Source organism: Micromonospora sp. NPDC047620, assembly GCF_043205005.1.
Lineage (GTDB): Bacteria > Actinomycetota > Actinomycetes > Mycobacteriales > Micromonosporaceae > Micromonospora.
This window is the reverse complement of record NZ_JBIDDG010000003.1, coordinates 264375-283592: the sequence shown is the minus strand read 5'-3', so window position 1 is coordinate 283592 and position 19218 is coordinate 264375. Positions and strand designations below refer to the sequence as shown.

Sequence of the window (19218 nt, the reverse complement as noted above, 5' to 3'; positions counted from 1 at the left end):
GCCTGCTCGGGCGGGGGCGCGGCGCCTCGCCACGTCCGGCACCGCCCGGGTCACCCCGGGTGCCGGCACCCGGCTGCGCTACCGCCCACGGCGCTCGCAGGCACGGGGAGTCGCCTCGACCAGACGCCGCGTGATCCACAGTGGTGAGGTGACGGCGTTGCCCATGACGACGGCGTGGGCCCCGGCCTCAAAGGCCTGCCGGACCTGCTGCGCCGTGCGGTAGCGACCCTCCGCGATCACCGGCACCTGCAGCCGCTCGGCGAGCTGGGCGACGAGCCGTAGGTCGGGGCCCTCCGTCGGCGGGCTGGTCGGCGTGTAGCCGGAGAGTGTCGTGGCCACCGCGTCGGCACCGGCGTCGACCGCGGCCAGGCCCTCGGCCAGGGTGGAGATGTCGGCCAGCACCAGTGCGGCGGTGCGCGAGTGCACCGCGCGTACCGTGTCGGCGAAGCTGCCCGCGTCCGGGCGGGGCCGGTCGGTGGCGTCGACGGCCACGACGTGCGCCCCGGCCGTGGCGGCCTGCACCGCGTGTGCCGGGGTCGGGGTGATCATCACTCCGGTGGTGCCGTGTTTGACCAGGCCGATCACGGGCGCGTCGACGGCGGCGCGGATCGCCCCGATGTCGTCCGGCCCGTTGGCGCGGATCGCCACCGCACCGCCCGCCGCGGCCGAGGCGGCCACCCGGGCCTGCACGTAGGCGTCCCGCATCGGGTCGTCGGGCTCGTCGGGCAGCGGCTGGCAGGACACCACCAGACCACCCCGCATGACGTCGAAGACCGTCACCTGTCCTCCATCGCCATTCGGGCTGCCCCGATCGCCACGGCGGTGTCACCGAGCGCCGACGGCAGCAGCGGTACGTGGGACCAGGCCGGTAGCACTTCCGCCTGGTAGGCGCGGGTCGCCGCGGACAGCACCGCCGGCGCCGCGCCGCCGGCCAAGACGACCGCCTCCGGGTCGAGCAGCGCGACGAGTCCGGCGAGGGCCGCGCCCAGCGTCTCGCCGGCGTGATCCAGCACCCGCTGGGCGGCGGCATCGCCGGCTGCGGCCCGGGCGGCGACCTCCCGCCCGCTCACCTGCTCACCGGCGGCCAGGGCGTAGGCGGCGGCGACCCCGCTGCCGGACGCCACGGCCTCCAGGTGCCCGCGGCGCCCGCAGCCGCAGCGCAGCTGCTCCGCGCCGGGTACCGGCAGGTGGGCGACCTCGCCTGCCGCCCCCTGGGCGCCACGTTCGAGGCTGCCGCGCCGGATCAGAGCCCCGCCGAGGCCGGTCCCGACGGCGAGCACGAGCAGGTGCTCCCGGCCGCGCCCCGCGCCCGTCCACGCTTCCGCGAGCGCGGCGGCGTTCACATCGTTGTCGACGTGCACCCGGCGGCCCAGTCGGGCGCCCAACTCGTCGGCGACCCTGGTGCCGGCCCAGCCGGGCAGGCTGTCCGTGGCGTACCGGACGGTGCCGGTGGCCGGATCCAGTGTGCCGGCGGCACCCACCCCGACACCCGCGACCCGGCCGCCGTCCAGGAGCCGCCCGGCCAGTTCGGCGGCCGTGTCGAGCACCATCGCCGGCCCGTGTCGGGCGGGTGTGGGGGCCTGGACCCGGGCGGCCACCTGCCCGTCGGGGGTGAGCAGCAGGGCGATCGTCTTCGTGCCCCCGATGTCGATGCCGAGATACGCGACGTCCGCGTTCCCCGTGGCGAAGCTGTCGATCATGGTTCCGTTTCTCGGGGTGACCGGTGATTGTCGTGTCGTCCTGGTTGAACTCTCGTAAGCCCTGGTTTCGGCCTAGACCGCAAGCTACGCTACGGCGGATCAGAGGCATGTACCGGGATCGGGTGCCCGCCGCCCGCCTGCTGCGACCCGCCCGCGTCCGGCAGGGCGTCGCGTCGCCGCCGGCGCTGGTCGAGGTTCTTGATCCGGGGCGGCCCTGGGCAAGTTACGGCCCTGGCCGCAACGTTTCGAGCCACACTCCATCGATCAGTGAAGGAGACCGATGAAACGGACAGGACTGCGCTCCGCCGCCCTGCTCACCGCCGGCGGGCTGCTCGCCGGCTTCCTCGTCGTCACCGCCGGCGGCGCGGTGAACGCCGCCCCGCCGCCCGCTCCCGCCCCGATCGTCGGTGCGGAACAGGACCTGGGCCACGCCATCAACTCGCGGGTGCTCTCGCAGTACCAGGCACAGGGCGTCGACCAGCAGGGGCGTCCACAGGCCTACTGGGTGACCGCCGGCAACAGCGAGGTCACGGCGATGTTCCAGGTCACGGACATCCGGTCGGGGAAGGTGGTCTTCGGCCAGCGACTGCCCTCCGGTACCGGTAGCTGGGCGGTCACCTTCGCCAGGCCGCAAGGCGCCGTCTACTTCGGCATGACCAACGGCGCCGTCTACACCTGGTCCCCCGGGGACACCTCGGTCACGTCGCTGGGCGTGCCGTACCCGGACGAGCAGATCTGGCGGATGGCTGCGGCGCCGGACGGCGTCGTCTACGGCGGGACGTACCCCAGCGGAAAGCTCTTCTCCTACGACCCCGCCACGAAGCGGTTCACCGATCACGGTCAGATCGCCCCCGGGGAGACCTACGGCCAGGCGCTCGCAATCGACGACCGGTACGTCTACTTCGGCACCAAACCGAACGCGAAGCTGGCCCGCTTCGACCGCGCCACCGGCGAGGTGCGGCCGATCGCGCTGCCCGCGCAGTACGCGGACGAGGAGGCCGTCTACGACCTCACCCTCGCCGGGGGATACCTGTTCATCCGGCTCGACCACTCCAGTGACCTGCTCGTCTACCGCCTCAGCGACGGGGTCGTCGTGAACATCGTCCCCGCGATCTCCGGTCGGATGGTCTCCGAGACCGATGCCACGGGCCGGTACGTCTACTTCCGCATGGTGGCCGACGGCATCGTCCGGTACGACCTCCAGACCCACGCCTACACGCCGGTCGGTTGGAAGCCGAACGCGCTGCCGGGCAGTTGGGAATGGGTCGACCTGGCCGACCCGGCGTGGCCCGGACCGACCCTGTCGATGACGTACTACTACGGCCGCGTCTACCTGTGGAACCCGCAGACCCGGCTGACCCGGTACATCGGCGAGCAGGACCTGGAGGGCGCCCCCAACCCGATCCAGGCGATGGGGGCCGGGCCGGACGGATCGGTCTACATCGGCGGGTTCCTGTCCCCGCCCGGCATGGCGCGCTTCGACCCGGCCGACGACTCCATGACCCTGCTGTCCGGCGCCGGACAGGTGGAGGGTTTCGGAATCCGCGGCGACCACCTGCTCTACGGTCGCTACCCGGACGGCAACCTGCTCTCCTACGACACCACCAGGCCGTGGGCGTACGGATCCAACCCGGCTCCCAGGGCAGTCCTCGGCGACGAGCAGCAGCGGGCGCAGGCCTTCGTCGACCTGGGTGACACGGTCGCCGTCGGCAGCATCCCCCGCGCGGGGCGCCTCGGCGGCGCACTGAGCTTCTGGACGCCGTCGACCGGTGCCGTGCAGACCTACCGGGACGTCGTGCCGCAGCAGAGCGTGGTCAGCCTGGTCGAGCACGACGGACTGCTCTACGGCGGCACCTCCGTCAACGGCGGGTACGGCATCGAGCCGACCGCCACCGAGGCCGAACTGTTCGTGTTCGATCCGCAGACCCGGCAGGTGGTCGAGCGCGTGGTTCCCGCGCCCGGCGGCTCGGCCGTGAACGCGCTGGTCGTCGACCCGGCCGGCACCATCTGGGGCCTGTCCGACGGCACGTTGTTCACCTTCGATCCGGCGACCCGCACGGTCACCAGGTCCGAGCGGCTCTTCCCGAACGAGACGACGATGTACGGCCACGAGCGGGGTCTCGTCCTCGCCGACGACGGCTTCTTCTACGCGTCGGTGTCCGACAGCCTCTGGCGGATCGACCCGGCGACGTGGAACGCCGTCGAGCTGGCCGCCGGCCGGGTGGCCTTCCTCACCAAGGGCGGCGACGGCAACCTCTACTACGGCCGGGTGTCCCGCCTGTACCGGTGGAACTTCGCGCTTCCCGCGGTGTGCAGCCGCGTCGTCAGTGGCAGGTACGCGGGGCCGCTCGACGTCACGACGGGGACCACCTGCCTGCGGGACGCCACGGTGTCCGGGCAGGTTTCGGTGGGCGACGGGGCGGCGCTGGTGGTCCGGGACAGCACCATCGAGGGACCGGTGGTGGCCCAGCGGGCCGCCGGCGTGACCGTACGGGACAGCTCGGTGGTCGGGCCGCTCTCCGCCACTGGCACCACCGGTGACTTCAGGCTGGTCGACTCGTCGGTGGCGGGGCCGGTGACCGTGGTCGACGGACGAGGGCCGTCGGTTCTGGCGGGCAACGTCATCGAGGGCCCCCTGCGCTGCACCGGCAACGATCCGGCGCCGCAGGACGACGGTCAGCCGAACGAGGTGACCGGCCCCGTGCAGGGGCAGTGCGCCCAGCTCTGATCTCGCATGGTCCCGCGGCGGCCGGCGGGCTGCCAGGATGGGCTGGACGCCCGCGAGGCTCGGGAGACGCGTCTCCTCCCCAGGGAGGAGACGCGCTCCGACCGTCGGCCGTAACCCGGGCTTGAGGTCGGGCGAAGTCAGCCAGGCCTCGCACCAGCATCTACCGGTATGACAACCACACTTCGTCGGGCCGCACAGTGGAACCGCCCACTGATGATCTTCGTCTGGGCGATGGCCGTCCTCGCCGTCGTCTCCGCGGTCGGCATCGTCGCCGATCCGCGGGTCCTCACCGGCGTGCCGATCTGGCTCAAGCCGTTCAAGTTCTCGGTGTCCTTCGTGCTCTACGGCACCACCCTGGCCTGGATGCTCTCCCTGCTGCCGCGCCGCAGCCGGATCGCGGAGTGGGCGGCCACCGTCGTCGTCGCCATGGGCGTGGTGGAGATGGCGATCATCGTCGGGCAGGTGCTGCGCGGCACGACCAGCCACTTCAACGAGACCAGTCCGCTGAACGCCACCCTGTGGCAGCTGATGGGTGCGACGATCATGGTGCTGTTCGCCGCCCACGTCGTCATCGGGATCGTGCTGCTCCGGCAGCCGATCGCGAACCGGGCCGGCAAGACCGCGATCGGGTGGGCACTCGGCCTTACGCTGCTCGGCATGCTGGTGGCGATACCGATGGCGCTGCCCGACCAGGCCCAGAGCATCGAGGGGGTCGCCGGGGCGCACAGCGTGGGCGTGCCGGACGGCGGGCCGGGGCTGCCGCTGGTCGGGTGGAGCACCACCGGTGGGGACCTGCGGATCGGGCACTTCGTGGGGCTGCACGCGTTGCAGGCGCTGCCGATCCTGGCCATGCTGCTGGCCCGGTTCGCCGGCACGCGACTCGACGAGCGCACCCGGGCGCGGCTGCTGGTCGTCGCCGCCGTCGCGTACGGCGCGCTCACGCTCCTGCTCACCTGGCAGGCGCTGCGCGGGCAGCCGCTGCTGCGGCCGGACGCGCTCACCCTGACCGCCGCGGCGGCCCTGGTGGTGGCCACCGCCTCCAGCGCCGGCGTGGTGGCGGCCCGTCGGCGCCGACCGGAGCTGGTGCTGGCCGCATGACCGGGACGCTGTTCACCCTGACGTTCGCGGTGGCCACGCCGTTCTGGGCGCTGATGATCCTGCTGCCGCACTGGTCCGTGACCGGCCGGGTCATCAGGTCGCCGCTGATCGTGGCGCCGGTCCTGGCGATCTACGCGATGCTGGTGATCCCGGCGCTCGCCGAGGTGCTGCCGGCCGTCGCGTCCCCGACCCTGGCCGGCATACGCGACCTGCTGGGCACCGACGACGGCGCGGCGGCGGCCTGGGCGCACATGATCGCTTTCGACCTGTTCGTCGGCCGGTGGGCGTGGCTCGACAGCCGGGAACGCGGTGTCCCGTCACTGGTCATGGCGCCGGTGCTGGTGCTGACGATCCTGCTCGGGCCGCTCGGCCTGGCCGCCTACCTGGGCGTCCGGACCAGGTGGGCGAGCAAGGTATCCCGCCCCGACCCGCAGCGCCTAGGCTGACGCCGTGAGGTGGGTGGGGCGGCTGTTCGACGCGCGCGACACGCTCGTGCGGATGGTGCTACTCGACCTGAGCGGCATCGGCTACCTGGTCCTCGGCAACCCGGCCAGCGGAAACACGCCGCCCGCCAGGCAATGGATCCTGGCCGTGGCCGCGTGCGCCGGCGCGCTGGTGCTGCACCGCCGGCCCCTGGTGAACCTGGTGGTGCAGGCCGCCCTGCTGGCGGTGGCGATCGGCCTGATCGACGACATCACGATCAACCAGGTGGGCGCCAGCTGGGCGTTGCTCGAGCTGACCATGCGGGCGCGCCGACCGCGGACCATCTGGCTGGCCGCCGGGCTGCTGACCGTGGTCGACCTGACCGACTCGATCGGCGACCCGTTCCGACGGGTCCTCTCCGGCGTCTTCGGGCTGCTGGTGGAGGTCGGCGTCCCGCTGCTGCTCGGCCTGGTCATCCGGACCACCCGGGAACTCGCCCGACAGGCGCAGGAGCGGGCGGCGGCGGAGCAGCGCCGGCGCGAGTCGGAGAGCCGCGCCGCGCGCGCCGACGAACGCAGCGCCATCGCCCGGGAACTGCACGACGTGGTCGCGCACCACGTGGCGTCGATGGTGCTGCGGGTCGGCGTCGCGCGGCACGTGCTGACCGACCTGGACCCACGGGTGCACGAGGTGTTCGACGACGTGCACGGCACGGGGAGCGCGGCCCTGGCCGAACTGCGCCGGCTGGTCGCGGTCCTGCGCGACCCCGACGGCGTACGCGGCGACGCGGCCCTGACCGCGATCGAGCCGTCGGCGCTTCCGGCCGCCCTCGGCGCGGCCGTCGACCGGGCCCGCCAGGCTGGCGTAACCGTGGAGGCCGACATCGACCCGGCGATCGGTTCGCTCGACGCGGTCCGGGGTCTGGCGGTGTTGCGCCTGACCCAGGAGGCGCTGACCAACGTGGCCAAGCACGCCGGCACGTCGGCGCTGGCCCGGCTGTCGGTCAGCGTGGTCGACGGGGCCGTCCACTGGGAGGTGTCGGACGACGGGGGCGGCGGGGTGCCGGCGCCGGTGCCGTCCATCGGGGGCCACGGCGTCACCGGCATGCGCGAACGCGTCGAGGTCCTCGGTGGGCAGTTGGAGGCCGGGCCGACGGGCGCGGGTTGGCGGGTGCGTACCGTCCTCCCGGCCGCGGCCACCGCGCCGGCGCCCGCTCCCCACTCCCCTGCCGCCACGCCGGCCTTGTCGGTGCCGCACGAACGCGAGGCCCCGGTGGGGCCGCGCACGGCCGAGCCGGCGTGATCCGCGTCCTGCTGGTCGACGACCAGCACCTCATCCGCGCGGGCCTGCGCATGCTCTGCGACGCCCAGACCGATATCGAGGTCGTCGGCGAGGCCGACAACGGCCGCGACGCGATCCTCCTCGCCGCGCGGCTCATTCCCGACGTCGTCGTCATGGACCTGCGCATGCCCGGCGTCGACGGGATCACCGCGACCAGCCGCATCCTCGCCGACCGCCCCGCCACCCGCGTCGTGGTACTGACCACGTTCGGCGACGACGACCACCTCTACCCGGCCCTGACCGCTGGCGCCTGCGGATTCCTGCTCAAGGACGCACCCCCCGCCGACCTGCTGGACGGCGTCCGCCGGGCTGCCGCCGGTGACAGCCCGTTCAGCCAGGAGGTGCTGCGGCGCCTCGTGCAACGCGCGGTGCACGCCCGCGCCGAGACGCCTCGGCCGGTCGAGGGGCTGACCGCCCGGGAGCAGGACGTGCTGAACCTGGTCGCCGAGGGTTTCTCCAACACGGAGATCGCCGAACGGCTCCACATCGGCGTCACCACGGTCAAGACCCACATCACCAGCCTGATGACCAAGACCGGCAGCCCCAACCGGGTACGCCTGGCCCTGTTCGCCCGCGATGCCTGAGTCAGGGCCGGCACGCCTTAGCGACACGCGTCGCCGTGCGGTCCGAGGGCCCACCACGGCGTGGACGACCTCATTCCCTGGTGAGGGCACGACCTGAAGCGACCTCGCCAGCCAGTGCGTCAGATGGTGATGACCACTTTGGCCCGCGCGTGTTCACCTTCGAGGTAGCGGATGGCTTGGGGCACCTCGTGGAGCGGATAGGTCCGGTCGATGACCGGGGTGAGACGGCCGGTCTCGGCGTGGGCGCGGAGCGTGTCGAGGTGCTGCCGGCTGGGTGCCGTTGTGAGGGTGACGATGCGGTGTCGAACGAAGGGCGCCAGCAGCCGCCCGCGCGCGAGGAGCCAGATCGGTCCGATGAGGCTGCCGCCGCGGTACACGCCGCCGCCGGAGAGCACCAGCGTCCCGGTCGGGGTCAGCGCCCGCCGGAGCGCGGTCAGTGAGCGGTTGCCGACCAGGTCGAACACGACGTCGTGGCGGCGGGCGTCGCGGGTGAAGTCGTCACGGGTGTAGTCGACGACGTGTTCGGCGCCGAGGGAGCGAACCAGGTCGATGTTGCGGGTGCTGCACACCCCGGTCACGGTCGCGCCGAGCGCCTTGGCCAGTTGGACAGCCAGGGTGCCGACGCCGCCGGAGGCGCCGTTGACGAGAACGCGGTGGCCGGGCTCGACCTGCCCGACGTCGCACAGTCCCATGAGCGCGGTGACACCGGCCAGCGGCAGGGCGGCTGCCTGCTGCGGCGTCAGGTTCGCCGGCTTCGGCGCGACCAGGGTCTCGGGCACGCATACGTACTCGGCGAACGCGCCGTTGGCGTCGCCGAGGTCACCGAAGACGGCGTCACCCGGGCGCACCTGTCGAACGTGGGTGCCGACGGCCTCGACCCGGCCGGCGAAGTCGCGGCCACGGATGCGCGCCCGGGGCCTCGATCGGCCCATGGCCAACCGCGCCATCCGTGGATCGCCACGCATGGCGTGCCAGTCGTACGCGTTGAGCGCGGCGGCCTCGACCCGCACGAGCACCTCGTCGGCGGCCGGCACCGGCGCGTCGACGTCCGCGAGCGTGAGCGTCTCCGGCGGGCCGTACCGGTCCTGGACGATCGCTTTCATCTTCCCTCCCCTCATGGTGTACGGCGTACACCCAATGGAAGCAGCGTAGGTGTACGCCGTACACCCGTCAAGGCGGTTATGGTTTCAACCGTCGCCGGAAGACGAGGACCGAGATGGCTGAGCAGGCTGACACGCTGCGCCGGACGCCGCTGAGCAGGACCCGCGTCCTGCGCGCCGCCGTCGCGCTCGCCGACGAGGCCGGGATCGAGTCCCTCAGCATGCGCAACCTCGCCCAAGATCTGGGCGTCGTGCCGATGGCCCTCTACAAGCACGTGGCCAACAAAGACGAACTGCTCGACGGCATGATCGACGTGGTCGTCGGCGAGATCGATCCGCCGGTGTCCGACGGCGACTGGAAGCACGTGGTCCGCGGGCGCATCCTCTCGGCGCGGCAGGTGCTGCGGCGCCACCCCTGGGCGCCGCTCGCGATCGAGTCGCGGAACATGGCGACGCCAGCCATCCTCGCCTACCTCGACTCGGTGGTCGGGACGTTGCGGGCCGGCGGGTTCTCCGCCGACCTCGCCCACCACGTGATGCACGCGATGGGCAGCCGGATCCTGGGGTTCAGCCAGGAACTGTTCGACGCCTCCCGGCGCGCCGGCCGGTCCGGCATCACCGACCCAGACCCGCCGGCTGGCCTACCACCGGAGGCCGCGGCCCGATTCCCGCACCTGGCCGAAATCGCCGGGGCGGCATCCCACGACGACGCGTCGGTCGTGGGGCAGGGCTGCGACGACCAGTTCGAGTTCGAGTTCGCGCTGGACCTGCTGCTGGACGGCATCGAACGGCTGCACCAGCAAGGCTGGACGTCGTCGCGCCGACCCCGGTGAGACGGTCAGCGGTTCTGGCTCGGCTGGCAAAGCCAGCAATTCACACATGGTTCTCGACTCGTTGGGCGTGGGCGTGACCCGCCGTCGATAGCGTGCTCGCGACTTGACGTGAGAGGAAGAACATCCATGACAGAGCACATCGATCCGGGTCTGGCCCGTCGCGGCCTTCTCAAGCGTAGCCTCGTGACCGCAGCCGCACTCGCCGCGCTCGGCCCCCTGGAAGCTCTCGGTGCGCGTACCGCCGGCGCGGCACCGATGAGCAAGCGCCCGTCCAGCCCCGACTACGGTCCGCTCTACCCGACCAAGGACCACACCACGGGTCTGGAGTTGCTGGCCCTGCCCAAGGGCTTCGAGTACATCACCTACGGCTGGACCGGCGACCTGATGTCGGACGGCGTGGCAACCCCGGGTTCGCACGACGGGATGGCCGCGTTCCGCCGCCCGGACGGCAAGATCGCGCTGGTCCGCAACCACGAGCGTGGCGGCTACACCGGCGCGTTCACGACACCGGCGTACAACCCGGCGGCCGGTGGCGGCACCTCCAACCTGGTGTTCGACCCGGAGAACGGCAAGTTCCTCGAGTCCTGGGGCAGCCTGTCCGGCACGATCCGCAACTGCGCTGGTGGGCCGACGCCCTGGGGCACCTGGCTGACCTGCGAGGAGACCACCGAGATCGCCCCGGACGGCACTCGCCACGGGTACGTCTTCGAGGTCCCCTACGACCGCAAGGGTGACCCCCGTCCCATCAGGGCGATGGGACGGTTCAGCCACGAGGCGGTCGCGGTCGACCCGAGGACGGGGATCGTCTACCTGACCGAGGACGCCACCCCGTCCGGCTTCTACCGCTACCTGCCCAACAAGGCCGGCGAGTTGTCCGCCGGCGGCGAACTGCAGATGCTCGTCGTGCAGACCCCGGACGGATCTTCGTACTCGACCTACGCCGACGGCACCGGCGTGGAGTACCGGACCTCCTGGGTCACGGTGCCCAACCCCGACTACGCCCCGGGCGAGACCCGCCCGGCGGTGCAGGGCGCCGCACTCGGCGCCGCCGTGTTCAAGCGGCTCGAGGGCGCCTGGTACGGCAACGACCGGGTCTACATCGTGTCCACCAGCGGCGGGCCGAAGGGCCAGGGCCAGGTCTTCGAGTACGACCCGCAGGCCGAGACGATGCGAGTGCTCTTCGCGTCGCCGGATGCCAGCGTGCTGAACAACCCCGACAACATCTGCGTCAGCCCGCGCGGTGGCATCGTGCTCTGCGAGGACGGCAGCGAGGGCGAATACCTGCACGGCCTGACCACCGACGGCGAGATCTTCCCGATCGCGCTGAACCAGGTCGTGATCCCGGCCGGCGGAGTCCCCGGCAAGTCGGTCGCCCCCGGCGACTACGCCGGTTCCGAGTGGGCCGGGTCGACCTTCGATCCGAAGAACGGCAACTGGATGTTCGTCAACGCGCAGAGTCCCGGTATCACGTTCGCCATCACGGGACCCTGGCGCAACGGTTCGCTCTGATGCGCTGATCGCGCCGGAAAGGCGGGTAGCCGCACGGGGGGTTGTCCGGGAACATCCCGGGCAACCCCCGCACGGATCACCCAAGCCCGGAATCCTGTGGCGTTCTGCGCGGTGCTGCTCTGCCTGCCCGTGCCGACCAGCCCCGCGCAGGCCCGTCGCCTCCTGCGCCCGCTGTGGGCAGCCACCGCCGGGGTGACCGTCCTGAGCCTCGGCTACGCCGCCCGGGCAGTACCCGAACTGACCAAGCGGGTCTCCGCGCTCGCCGCGCAGGGCCCCGTGGTCATCTCCGGGCACAGCCACGGCTCGGTCCTGGCCGCAGCCACCGTCCTGCAACTACCGCCGACCGCCCTGCCCAGGGTCTCCCTGCTGACCCACGGCTCCCCGCTGCGCCGCATCTACGCCCGCCTCTACCCGGCCTACCTCGGTCAGCAGGCGCTGTGCGACCTGGGCGAGCGACTCGACTGGCGGTGGCGCAACCTCTGGCGGGACACCGACCCGATCGGTGGACCCATCTTCGGCCGCTGGGGCACAGAGCCACCATGCGACACCCCGGCAGCCGAATCGGTGGACATGCGGCTCCGTGATCCCCACGCCGTGACCATCGACCCGGCCGACACCGTGCCACCGCCCCTCGAACGCCACTGGCCGTACCACATGCGACCGCAATACCAGGCGGCCGTACGTGACCTCGCCGACCGAGCTGCCAGCGGCAGCCGCTCGCTACGGTCACCCCCTTGAGTCGGCTCGGGTTCAGTCCGGCGCGAGCGAACGCCATATCCGGTCGGGCAGAACGCGCGCAGCCTGCCCGAGATCGATGCCCGGCACGCCGGCGAGCCACCGGCGCGCGGTCTCCGCCACCGGGCCGATCAGCAGCATCTCGATCAGGGGTTCCGGCAGGGTGGCGATCTCACCGGCCGCCATCCGTGGCCGCAGCCAGCCAGCGACGGCCGCCATGCGTGGCGCCTTGGCCGCCGTCACCTGTTCGGCGTGCCCGGCCAGGTATCCGGCGTAGGCCGAGGCGTGGATGAAGCGCGCCGCGGCCGGGTTGTCCTCCGTGAAGCGCAGGTAGGCCGCCACGATGGCGCGGACGCCGGTGCGGGCGGTCCGGGCCCGCCTCAGCGCCGTGATCAACTCGTCGAACAGCGCCGCCATGCACCGGCTGTACAGCGCCGCGGCCAGCCCGTCGAAACTGCCGAAATGGTGGTAGAGACTGCCGAGGCTGACCCCGCTGGCGGCAGTCACGGCGTTGACCGTGAAGCCGGGCTGGCCGGCCGAATCGAACACGTCCAGCGCCGAGGTCAGCAGCCGCTCCGCAGTCGCCTCACCCCGCTGCTGCTTAGGCGACATGAGCCATCCCCTGATCCCACAGCCGTCGAGCCAGGGCCGGATCGTCCGCCACGGGCGCGAGCGGTACCGGATGGTCACCGTCGAAGTAGCGGCCGGATCTCTCACCGGGCGCGAACGCCAGGCGCATCACCGGCGCTGCGCCGGCCTCCGGAGCGTCCCACCGGCGCTTGATCACCTTGAGCAGCAGGCCCTTCACGCCACCGGGGTCCCCCAATCCGGTCCTGACCACGCCGGGATGCACTGCGTCGATGGTCACCCCGGTATTCTCCCAGTGCTTCGCGAACAACGGCACGGTGAGCAGGTTCGCAAGCTTGGTGTCGCAATAGGTACGCATCCAGTGGAAGTCCTCGCCCCTGGGTGTCCGATCCGGGTCCACCCTGCCCTTGACGTAGAGGCCGGCGCTGACCTGGACCACCCTCCGCAGCCGCTTCTCGAGCAGGTGGTTGAGCAGGAACGGCGCCAAGTGGTTCACCACGAACGACTGCTCGTACCCGTCTTCAGTGCGTACCAGCCGGGTCGGCCAGACACCGGCGTTGTGCACCAGCACGTCGATTCGATCGCAGCGACTGTCGAGTTCGACCGCGACCGCCCGAATGGACGACAACACCGAAAGGTCGCCCACCACCAGTTCCGCCGAGCCACCCGCGCCGCCCGGCCACGCCCCCAGCGCCGCCACCGCCTGCTCGCCCCGCGCCCGGTTCCTGGTCACCAGCACCACCCGGCAGCCCCGCCGCACCAACTCGGTGGCCACCGCGAACCCGATGCCGCGATTGGCTCCGGTCACGACCGCCGTCACCGTTTCCGCCATGGCCGCCAGCCTAGACCAAACTAGAGCGACGTTCTAGAACAAGTTTCGGTGTCCATGAAACACATCCGCAAGGAAGTCGACTCGATCATCAACACCATGGAGCCGATCGGCTGGCAGTGTGTCAGCGTCGACCGACGCGGTGGCCCTGTTCCAGGACCGGGCCCGGGCGGTCGACCCGGACTTCGGCGCGGACCCAGCGCTCGTCGCCGAACTCTGCGCCCGGCTCGACGGGATGCCGCTGGCGATCGAGTTGGCCGCCGCTCGCAGCGCGTCGCTGGGCGCGGCGGGCCTGCTGGCCGCCCTGGACGACGTGCTGCGCCTGCTGGCCGGTGGGCGCGGGGCCGACGAACGGCATCGCTCGCTGCGCGCGGTGATCGGCTGGAGTCACGACCTGCTGGACGACGAGGAACGTGCAGTGCGTCGCGGTCTGGACCCGCTCGAACGGGAACACCGCAGCGTGGTTCGAGAAGGCGATCATCGCCACCGGGGAGGGGCTGCGTGCCTGAGGAGGTCGACTCGTCGCCCGGGGCACGGCACGCTCGCCGCCCCGCCCCCAGCGTCCCTCGCAACCGGTCTCGCGACCGCCATCGGGGTACTGATCGCGGTTCCACCGGCCTATCGACGATGTCGGTGGAACGATGGAAGGCGTGGGAACTGCGAAAACTGCCATGCCTGCTGTCTCGCCGCTTGCTGGTGAGCCGATCAAGCGTGCCGATGCCGAGCGGCTCGCGGGAGTGCTGAAGGCATTCGCCGACCCGGCCCGGCTGCGACTGCTCAGTCTGATCCAGTCCGCTCCGGAGGGCGAGGCGTCCGTCAGTGACCTCACCGCCCCGCTCGGTCTCTCCCAGCCGACCGTGAGCCATCACCTTCGGATCCTCACCGAGGCCGGCCTGCTCGAACGCGAGAAACGCGGCGTCTGGGCGTACTACCGCCTGGTGCCGTCCGCGATCGCGGCGATAGCCGACCTGTTGACGCCGCCCCGCAAGCGGGCGGCGAAGAAGGCCCGCTGAGCGGCGCTGTCGAGGACCGCGCCGTCGTGGAGCGCTCGCAGGACGATCCGGCGCGCGTCACCCCTCGCCCCGTGGCAGGGCACCGACTGAGGCCGTTTGCTCATGGCCGACCCGGGAAGACGACGAGCGGAGTGGCGCGCGGAGCCGCCCGCGCCACGCACCACGGGGAGGCCGACATGGGTGACCGGGAACGGCTGCACGAACTCCGCCAGCAGGCGCACAACGCGGGCATCGAGGGTAACTCCAAGATGACCGAGGAGCAGCTGCGCGAGGCACTGCGGAGAGTCGGCAGGGGCGAACAGCCGCAGATGGCCAAACACCAGGCCAAGCGGTGACAGACGCGAACGGTGCCGGCACCCGTTGAAAGGCGGGCCGGCACCGCTCGCCGTTCTCAACTGATCGTTTTCCGGGTTCCCTTCCGCCCTACCCGAAGACTCCCGACACACACCTCACCGGCCGCCCTCGGCCTGGTGCGGGCACGAGCGGGAACCGCCCCCGCTCGGTCAATACGGGCGTTCGAACAGGCATGACCCGCCCGGCGGGCCCCTGACCCAGCACCCGTCCCCCGCCCGGACGGCGCCCATCCGTCGCGGCAGGAACGTGAAGACGACGCCCGGCTCAACACCTGGCCCGCCCCGCGTGCCGCCTGCGGCACCGGCGTGGTCGCCGCCGCCGTCCGTGGCTCCCGTTCGGCCGGCTGCTCGCCGACCTCTGGTCCGGCTCGCCGTCGTCACCGTGACGACGGTTTTCCCCTCAGCCGAACGCGACAAGGATCGGGCCGGGCGACCCTGCGGTTTCGGACGCAGCCAGGCCACCTGGCCAGTAACTGGTCCGTGGAAGCCGGACCTGCGGAAGGCCCAGGACGGCCGGAGGCCGCCCGCAGGGCAGGCCACAAGCGCCGAGGAGTGGTTCACGGAGCCGGACCGTCCTCATGCCCGACTTCCGGTACGGTCCCGCCGTGGACCTTCTCGGCGAGCTGCCACCACGCGAGCAGTAGGCACTACCGCTCTGCTGTCGGGCCTGCTGATCTCCGTGCTCACGATCTCCAGCGACTCGGGGATGGCCGAGCCGCACTTCCTCGCCGGGCTCCTTGTCCTCGCAGGCATCGGACTGCGCATCGAAGCGGCGATCATGGCTCCCCGGGCGTAGCGCGAGCCCGGTTGGCCGCGAGCGACCGATGCCGCGGAGGGCGCCAGCGGGCCGAGTGCGGCCGGCTTGCGCCGCACTCGCGCGGCGCCTTGATCCCGAAAGATCGTGTCGGCGCTGGTGGGCGTGTGCCTCCTGTCGGTCTCCGAGACGCCGGGGAAGTTCCGTTGCATGAGCGACGCCGCGCTCCTGCGCGCGGCCCTGCGGCAGCTCCGGGGCACCCAGATCATGACCACCCGGTTGAGCTGCAACCACCACCCGATGATCACGTCTGAAGCCGACTTTCGCCTCTCCATCCAAAAGTTCCGATAGATCGATGGAAAGTGATAACGTCGTCCATCGATCTTTTGCTCGCGGGAGCATATCGACCGGTCCAGGGGAGAAAAGTTGCACGGCTCTTCCCGCATGGGAGCCGCACCACCAGGAGGAACCATGACCGCACCGAGACAACGGCGGCGTGCCGCGCTCGCGGCCGCAGCTGCCGCTGTGGCGACCCTGCTCGCCGCGGCCCCCGTCACTCCGGCCACTGCCGCACCCGCCACCGCCGATGTCCCGCCGCAGGAGCCAGGCGTCACCCTGCGCTCGTACGACATGGGTGTCCCGCTGTCGGCGCTGTGCACCCTGAAGCCCGCGCAGACGCCGAACGTCGACAAGCTCATGCCGCAGATCAACTGGACCGCTACGGACGAGTTCGGCCTGTCCGACCGGTTCATCAGCCACGTGATCGCCAACCTCGCCGTGCCCACCGGCGGTGACTACACGTTCCGGCTCACCAGCGACGACGGGTCACGCCTGACGATCGGCGACCAGCTCGTCGTCGACCACGACGGCCTGCACGGTGAGACCTCCCGGGAGGGAGTGATCACCTTGAGCGCCGGCCTGCACCCGTTGTTCGTCGAGTTCTTCGACAACGGCGGCGGCCAGGTGTTGCGGCTCGAGTGGCGGCGCCCCGGCGCCGACGGCTTCGAGCTCGTGCCGACCTCCGCGCTGAGCACCGACGCAGGCGTCGTACGTGTCACCGCCCCTGGGTGGAAGTACTGCGAGGGGGCAACCGACTCGGCCGGCGACGGCCTGCCCCTCGACCGGGTGCACCCGGGGTACACCCTCACCGACCTGCGTCCCGAGGGCTTCCGGCCGCAGGTCACCGGCATGGACTTCATGCCCGACGGGGACCTGGTCATCTCCACCTGGGGCGGCACCGACAACACGACCGGCGAGGTCTACGTGGTCGAGGGCGTCACCGGGAAGAGCGGCTCCGAGCAGGTGACCTACCGCAAGTTCGCGGAGGGGCTGCGCGAGCCCCAGGGGGTGGCGGTGGTCGACGGGACCGTCTACGTCAGCCAGAAGCACGAGCTGACGGCCCTGCGCGACACCGACGGCGACGGCGACGCGGATGACCACCGGACGGTTGCGACCTGGCCGTGGGGCCGCAACTTCCACGAGTTCGCGTTCGGCCTGCTCCACCGGGACGGGTACTTCTATCTCAACCTCTCGGTTGCCATCAACTACGGTGGCGCCACCACGGTGCCCCAGCCCGCGCCGGACCGCGGCACCTCGATCAAGGTGAACGCCGCGACGGGCGAGATCACGTATGTCGCCGGGGGGCTGCGCACTCCGAACGGGATCGGTTGGGGTCCACGCGGCGAGGTCTTCGTCACGGACAACCAGGGAGGCTGGCTGCCGGCGTCCAAGCTGGTCGAAATCCAGCAAGGAGCGTTCTACAACCACTACACGACGCCCACGGGTCGGTTCGACGACAAGCCGGTGACGCGTCCCGTCGTCTGGCTTCCGCAGAACGAGATCGGAAACTCACCGTCCACTCCCGTGCTGCTGAAGCAGGGCCCGTACGCGGGGCAGTTGGTCGTCGGTGACGTGACCTACGGCGGCCTACAGCGGGTGTTCCTCGAGAAAATCGAGGGGCAGTACCAGGGTGCGGTGTTCCGGCACACGCAGGGACTGGAGTCCGGCATCAACGAGGTGACCCTCGGCCCCGACGGCGCGCTCTACGTGGGAGGCCTGGGCGCCGGCGGCAACTGGGGTCAGGAGGGCAAGCTGACGTACGGCCTGCAGAAGCTCACGCCCAACGGCACCCCGGTCTTCGAGGTCAAGCGGATGCGCGCGTCGCATGTCGGGTTCGAGCTGGAGTACACCAAGCCGCTGTCGGCCGAGACCGCACAGAAGCTCGCCGACGCGTACCAGGTGACGCAGTGGCGCTACGGTGCGACGAGCCAGTACGGCGGGCCCAAGCTCGAACTGGAGACGCTCAAGGTGACCGAGGCCGAGCTGTCGGCCGACGGCCGCACCGTCAAGCTGCGGATCCCGGGCCTGAAGGAGAACCGCGTCGTGCACGTGCGCTCTCCGCGTCCGTTCTCCTCCACTGGTGGCGAGGAGCTGTGGAACACTGAGGCCTGGTACACGCTCAACGAGATTCCGGGCCGGGTGGTGCAGCCGCAGACCTTCTTCGAGGCCGAGGAGGGCCGCACGGTCGCTGTGGGCATGGCGACCGACCACGCCGCCTACTCCGGCGCCGGCTTCGCTGCCGGGTTCGCCCAGAACGGCTCGTCGACCAGCATCTCGGTCGACGTGCGGGAGAGCGGGACGTACGACCTGGCGATGCGTTACAGCAACGGCCCGAACCCCTACTCGGGTGAGAAGCAGCTGAGCCTGTACGTCAACGGTGAACGGGTGGGGCAGACGGTCTTCCCCTCCACGGTGACCTGGAAGGAGTGGGGCACCGTCACCACGACCGTGCATCTGAACAAGGGTCGCAACCTGGTCGAGTACCGCAAGGAGGCCGCGGACTCCGGGCACGTGAACCTCGACGTGCTCGCCGTCCGGCCGCACGGCGAGCGCATCACGCTGTTCAACGGCGGAGAGCTCACCGAGTGGCAACACAGCGACGGGCGCGAACCCGGATGGACGGTCTCCGACGGCGCCATGACGGTGCACAACGGGGACGTGCGCACGGTGCAGGCCTTCGGCGACTTCCGCCTGCACGTCGAGTTCAACCTGCCGCTGTACCCGCCGGACGTGACCGGCCAGGCACGCGCCAACAGCGGCGTGTACCTACAGGAGCGCTACGAGATCCAGGTGCTGGACTCGTTCGGCATCAACCCGCCGCAGATCAACGACGCCGCGGCCATCTACAACCAGAAAGCCCCCGACGTGAACGCGGCGCTGCCGCCACAGACCTGGCAGACGTACGACATCGTCTACCGGCAGGCCCGCTACGACGCGGCCGGCAACAAGGTCAAAAACGCGCGGGTCACCGTCGTGTGGAACGGCGTCACGGTGCACGACGACGTCGAGATCCTCGGCCCGACAGGGGGCAACCGGCCGGAGGGCCCGGCGACGGGCGCGATCCGGTTGCAGGACCACGGCAACCCCGTCCAATACCGCAACATCTGGATCGAGCCGCTCGACCTGTAGTTCCAGCGGCCAGAATGCGGACGGCCGGGACCGGTTCGCCGGCCCGGCCACCCGCCTGGCGGCCGCAGCAGCCACCCCGACGGCGCGGGTCGCCGTTCGTGTTGAAGCCCAGCGGCGGGCCGGTCCGACGACTCCGAGCCGTCGGACCGGCCCGCCACGCTC

Annotated in this window: 18 protein-coding genes; 12 read left to right on the top strand and 6 right to left on the bottom strand. The window is 71.4% G+C overall.

Annotated features, from left to right (window positions below; all coding sequences use genetic code 11):
• Positions 1–78: 78 nt before the first annotated feature.
• Together ACGF5C_RS05495 and ACGF5C_RS05490 are read right to left on the bottom strand one after the other, a co-directional pair.
• Positions 79–780, bottom strand: a complete 702-nt coding sequence (locus ACGF5C_RS05495) for an N-acetylmannosamine-6-phosphate 2-epimerase (RefSeq protein WP_393296931.1) — start codon at positions 778–780, stop codon at positions 79–81.
• Positions 777–1700, bottom strand: a complete 924-nt coding sequence (locus ACGF5C_RS05490) for an ROK family protein (RefSeq protein WP_393296929.1) — start codon at positions 1698–1700, stop codon at positions 777–779. Before ACGF5C_RS05490 ends, ACGF5C_RS05495 begins: the two co-directional genes overlap by 4 nt.
• Before the next feature lie 280 nt (positions 1701–1980).
• Between ACGF5C_RS05490 and ACGF5C_RS05485 the strand changes: the two genes are divergently transcribed.
• The 5 genes from ACGF5C_RS05485 to ACGF5C_RS05465 all read left to right on the top strand — a co-directional run bounded on the left by ACGF5C_RS05485 (position 1981) and on the right by ACGF5C_RS05465 (position 7874).
• Positions 1981–4428, top strand: coding sequence for a hypothetical protein (locus tag ACGF5C_RS05485; protein ID WP_393296927.1), 2448 nt, complete (start codon positions 1981–1983; stop codon positions 4426–4428).
• 168 nt (positions 4429–4596) lie between these two features.
• Complete coding sequence (locus tag ACGF5C_RS05480; protein ID WP_393296925.1) at positions 4597–5526, top strand: hypothetical protein; 930 nt, start codon at positions 4597–4599, stop codon at positions 5524–5526.
• The gene (locus ACGF5C_RS05475) at positions 5523–5972 is read left to right on the top strand and encodes an ABA4-like family protein (RefSeq protein WP_393296923.1); all 450 of its coding nucleotides are present in this window, start codon (positions 5523–5525) and stop codon (positions 5970–5972) included. Before ACGF5C_RS05480 ends, ACGF5C_RS05475 begins: the two co-directional genes overlap by 4 nt.
• 4 nt (positions 5973–5976) lie before the next feature.
• Positions 5977–7251, top strand: a complete 1275-nt coding sequence (locus ACGF5C_RS05470) for a sensor histidine kinase (protein WP_393296921.1) — start codon at positions 5977–5979, stop codon at positions 7249–7251.
• On the top strand, positions 7248–7874 hold the full coding sequence (locus tag ACGF5C_RS05465) for a response regulator (protein WP_393296919.1): 627 nt from the start codon (positions 7248–7250) through the stop codon (positions 7872–7874). The genes ACGF5C_RS05470 and ACGF5C_RS05465 overlap by 4 nt, the downstream gene beginning before the upstream one ends.
• Positions 7875–7993: 119 nt before the next feature.
• Here the strand turns inward: ACGF5C_RS05465 and ACGF5C_RS05460 are convergent, their stop codons facing one another.
• Positions 7994–8977, bottom strand: a complete 984-nt coding sequence (locus ACGF5C_RS05460) for an NAD(P)-dependent alcohol dehydrogenase (RefSeq protein ID WP_393296917.1) — start codon at positions 8975–8977, stop codon at positions 7994–7996.
• Positions 8978–9090: 113 nt separating this feature from the next.
• Between ACGF5C_RS05460 and ACGF5C_RS05455 the strand changes: the two genes are divergently transcribed.
• The 3 genes from ACGF5C_RS05455 to ACGF5C_RS05445 all read left to right on the top strand — a co-directional run bounded on the left by ACGF5C_RS05455 (position 9091) and on the right by ACGF5C_RS05445 (position 12054).
• Entirely contained in the window at positions 9091–9807 is a 717-nt protein-coding gene (locus ACGF5C_RS05455; RefSeq protein WP_393296915.1) for a TetR/AcrR family transcriptional regulator, read from the top strand.
• Between the two features lie 183 nt (positions 9808–9990).
• Positions 9991–11316, top strand: coding sequence for an alkaline phosphatase PhoX (locus tag ACGF5C_RS05450; protein ID WP_393296913.1), 1326 nt, complete (start codon positions 9991–9993; stop codon positions 11314–11316).
• A gap of 96 nt (positions 11317–11412) precedes the next feature.
• Positions 11413–12054, top strand: a complete 642-nt coding sequence (locus ACGF5C_RS05445) for a hypothetical protein (protein ID WP_393296911.1) — start codon at positions 11413–11415, stop codon at positions 12052–12054.
• Between the two features lie 12 nt (positions 12055–12066).
• Here ACGF5C_RS05445 and ACGF5C_RS05440 read toward each other — a convergent pair whose 3' ends face one another.
• The 3 genes from ACGF5C_RS05440 to ACGF5C_RS05430 form a co-directional block, all read right to left on the bottom strand.
• Entirely contained in the window at positions 12067–12663 is a 597-nt protein-coding gene (locus ACGF5C_RS05440) for a TetR/AcrR family transcriptional regulator (RefSeq protein WP_393296909.1), read from the bottom strand.
• Positions 12653–13471 carry an SDR family NAD(P)-dependent oxidoreductase gene (locus ACGF5C_RS05435; RefSeq protein ID WP_393296907.1) on the bottom strand — a complete coding sequence of 273 codons (819 nt, stop codon included), beginning with the start codon at positions 13469–13471 and terminating at the stop codon, positions 12653–12655. The genes ACGF5C_RS05440 and ACGF5C_RS05435 overlap by 11 nt, the downstream gene beginning before the upstream one ends.
• A 121-nt stretch (positions 13472–13592) precedes the next feature.
• A complete protein-coding gene (locus ACGF5C_RS05430) occupies positions 13593–13955 on the bottom strand; it encodes a hypothetical protein (RefSeq protein WP_393296906.1) in 363 nt (120 codons plus the stop codon).
• A gap of 154 nt (positions 13956–14109) precedes the next feature.
• Between ACGF5C_RS05430 and ACGF5C_RS05425 the strand changes: the two genes are divergently transcribed.
• From ACGF5C_RS05425 to ACGF5C_RS05410, 4 genes are all read left to right on the top strand, one after another.
• Positions 14110–14481 carry an ArsR/SmtB family transcription factor gene (locus tag ACGF5C_RS05425; RefSeq protein WP_393296904.1) on the top strand — a complete coding sequence of 124 codons (372 nt, stop codon included), beginning with the start codon at positions 14110–14112 and terminating at the stop codon, positions 14479–14481.
• Between the two features lie 176 nt (positions 14482–14657).
• A complete protein-coding gene (locus ACGF5C_RS05420; protein WP_393296902.1) occupies positions 14658–14816 on the top strand; it encodes a hypothetical protein in 159 nt (52 codons plus the stop codon).
• A 919-nt stretch (positions 14817–15735) separates the two neighbouring features.
• Positions 15736–15939, top strand: coding sequence for a hypothetical protein (locus ACGF5C_RS05415; protein WP_393296900.1), 204 nt, complete (start codon positions 15736–15738; stop codon positions 15937–15939).
• Between the two features lie 120 nt (positions 15940–16059).
• A complete protein-coding gene (locus ACGF5C_RS05410; protein WP_393296898.1) occupies positions 16060–19056 on the top strand; it encodes a family 16 glycoside hydrolase in 2997 nt (998 codons plus the stop codon).
• Positions 19057–19218 lie beyond the last annotated feature (162 nt).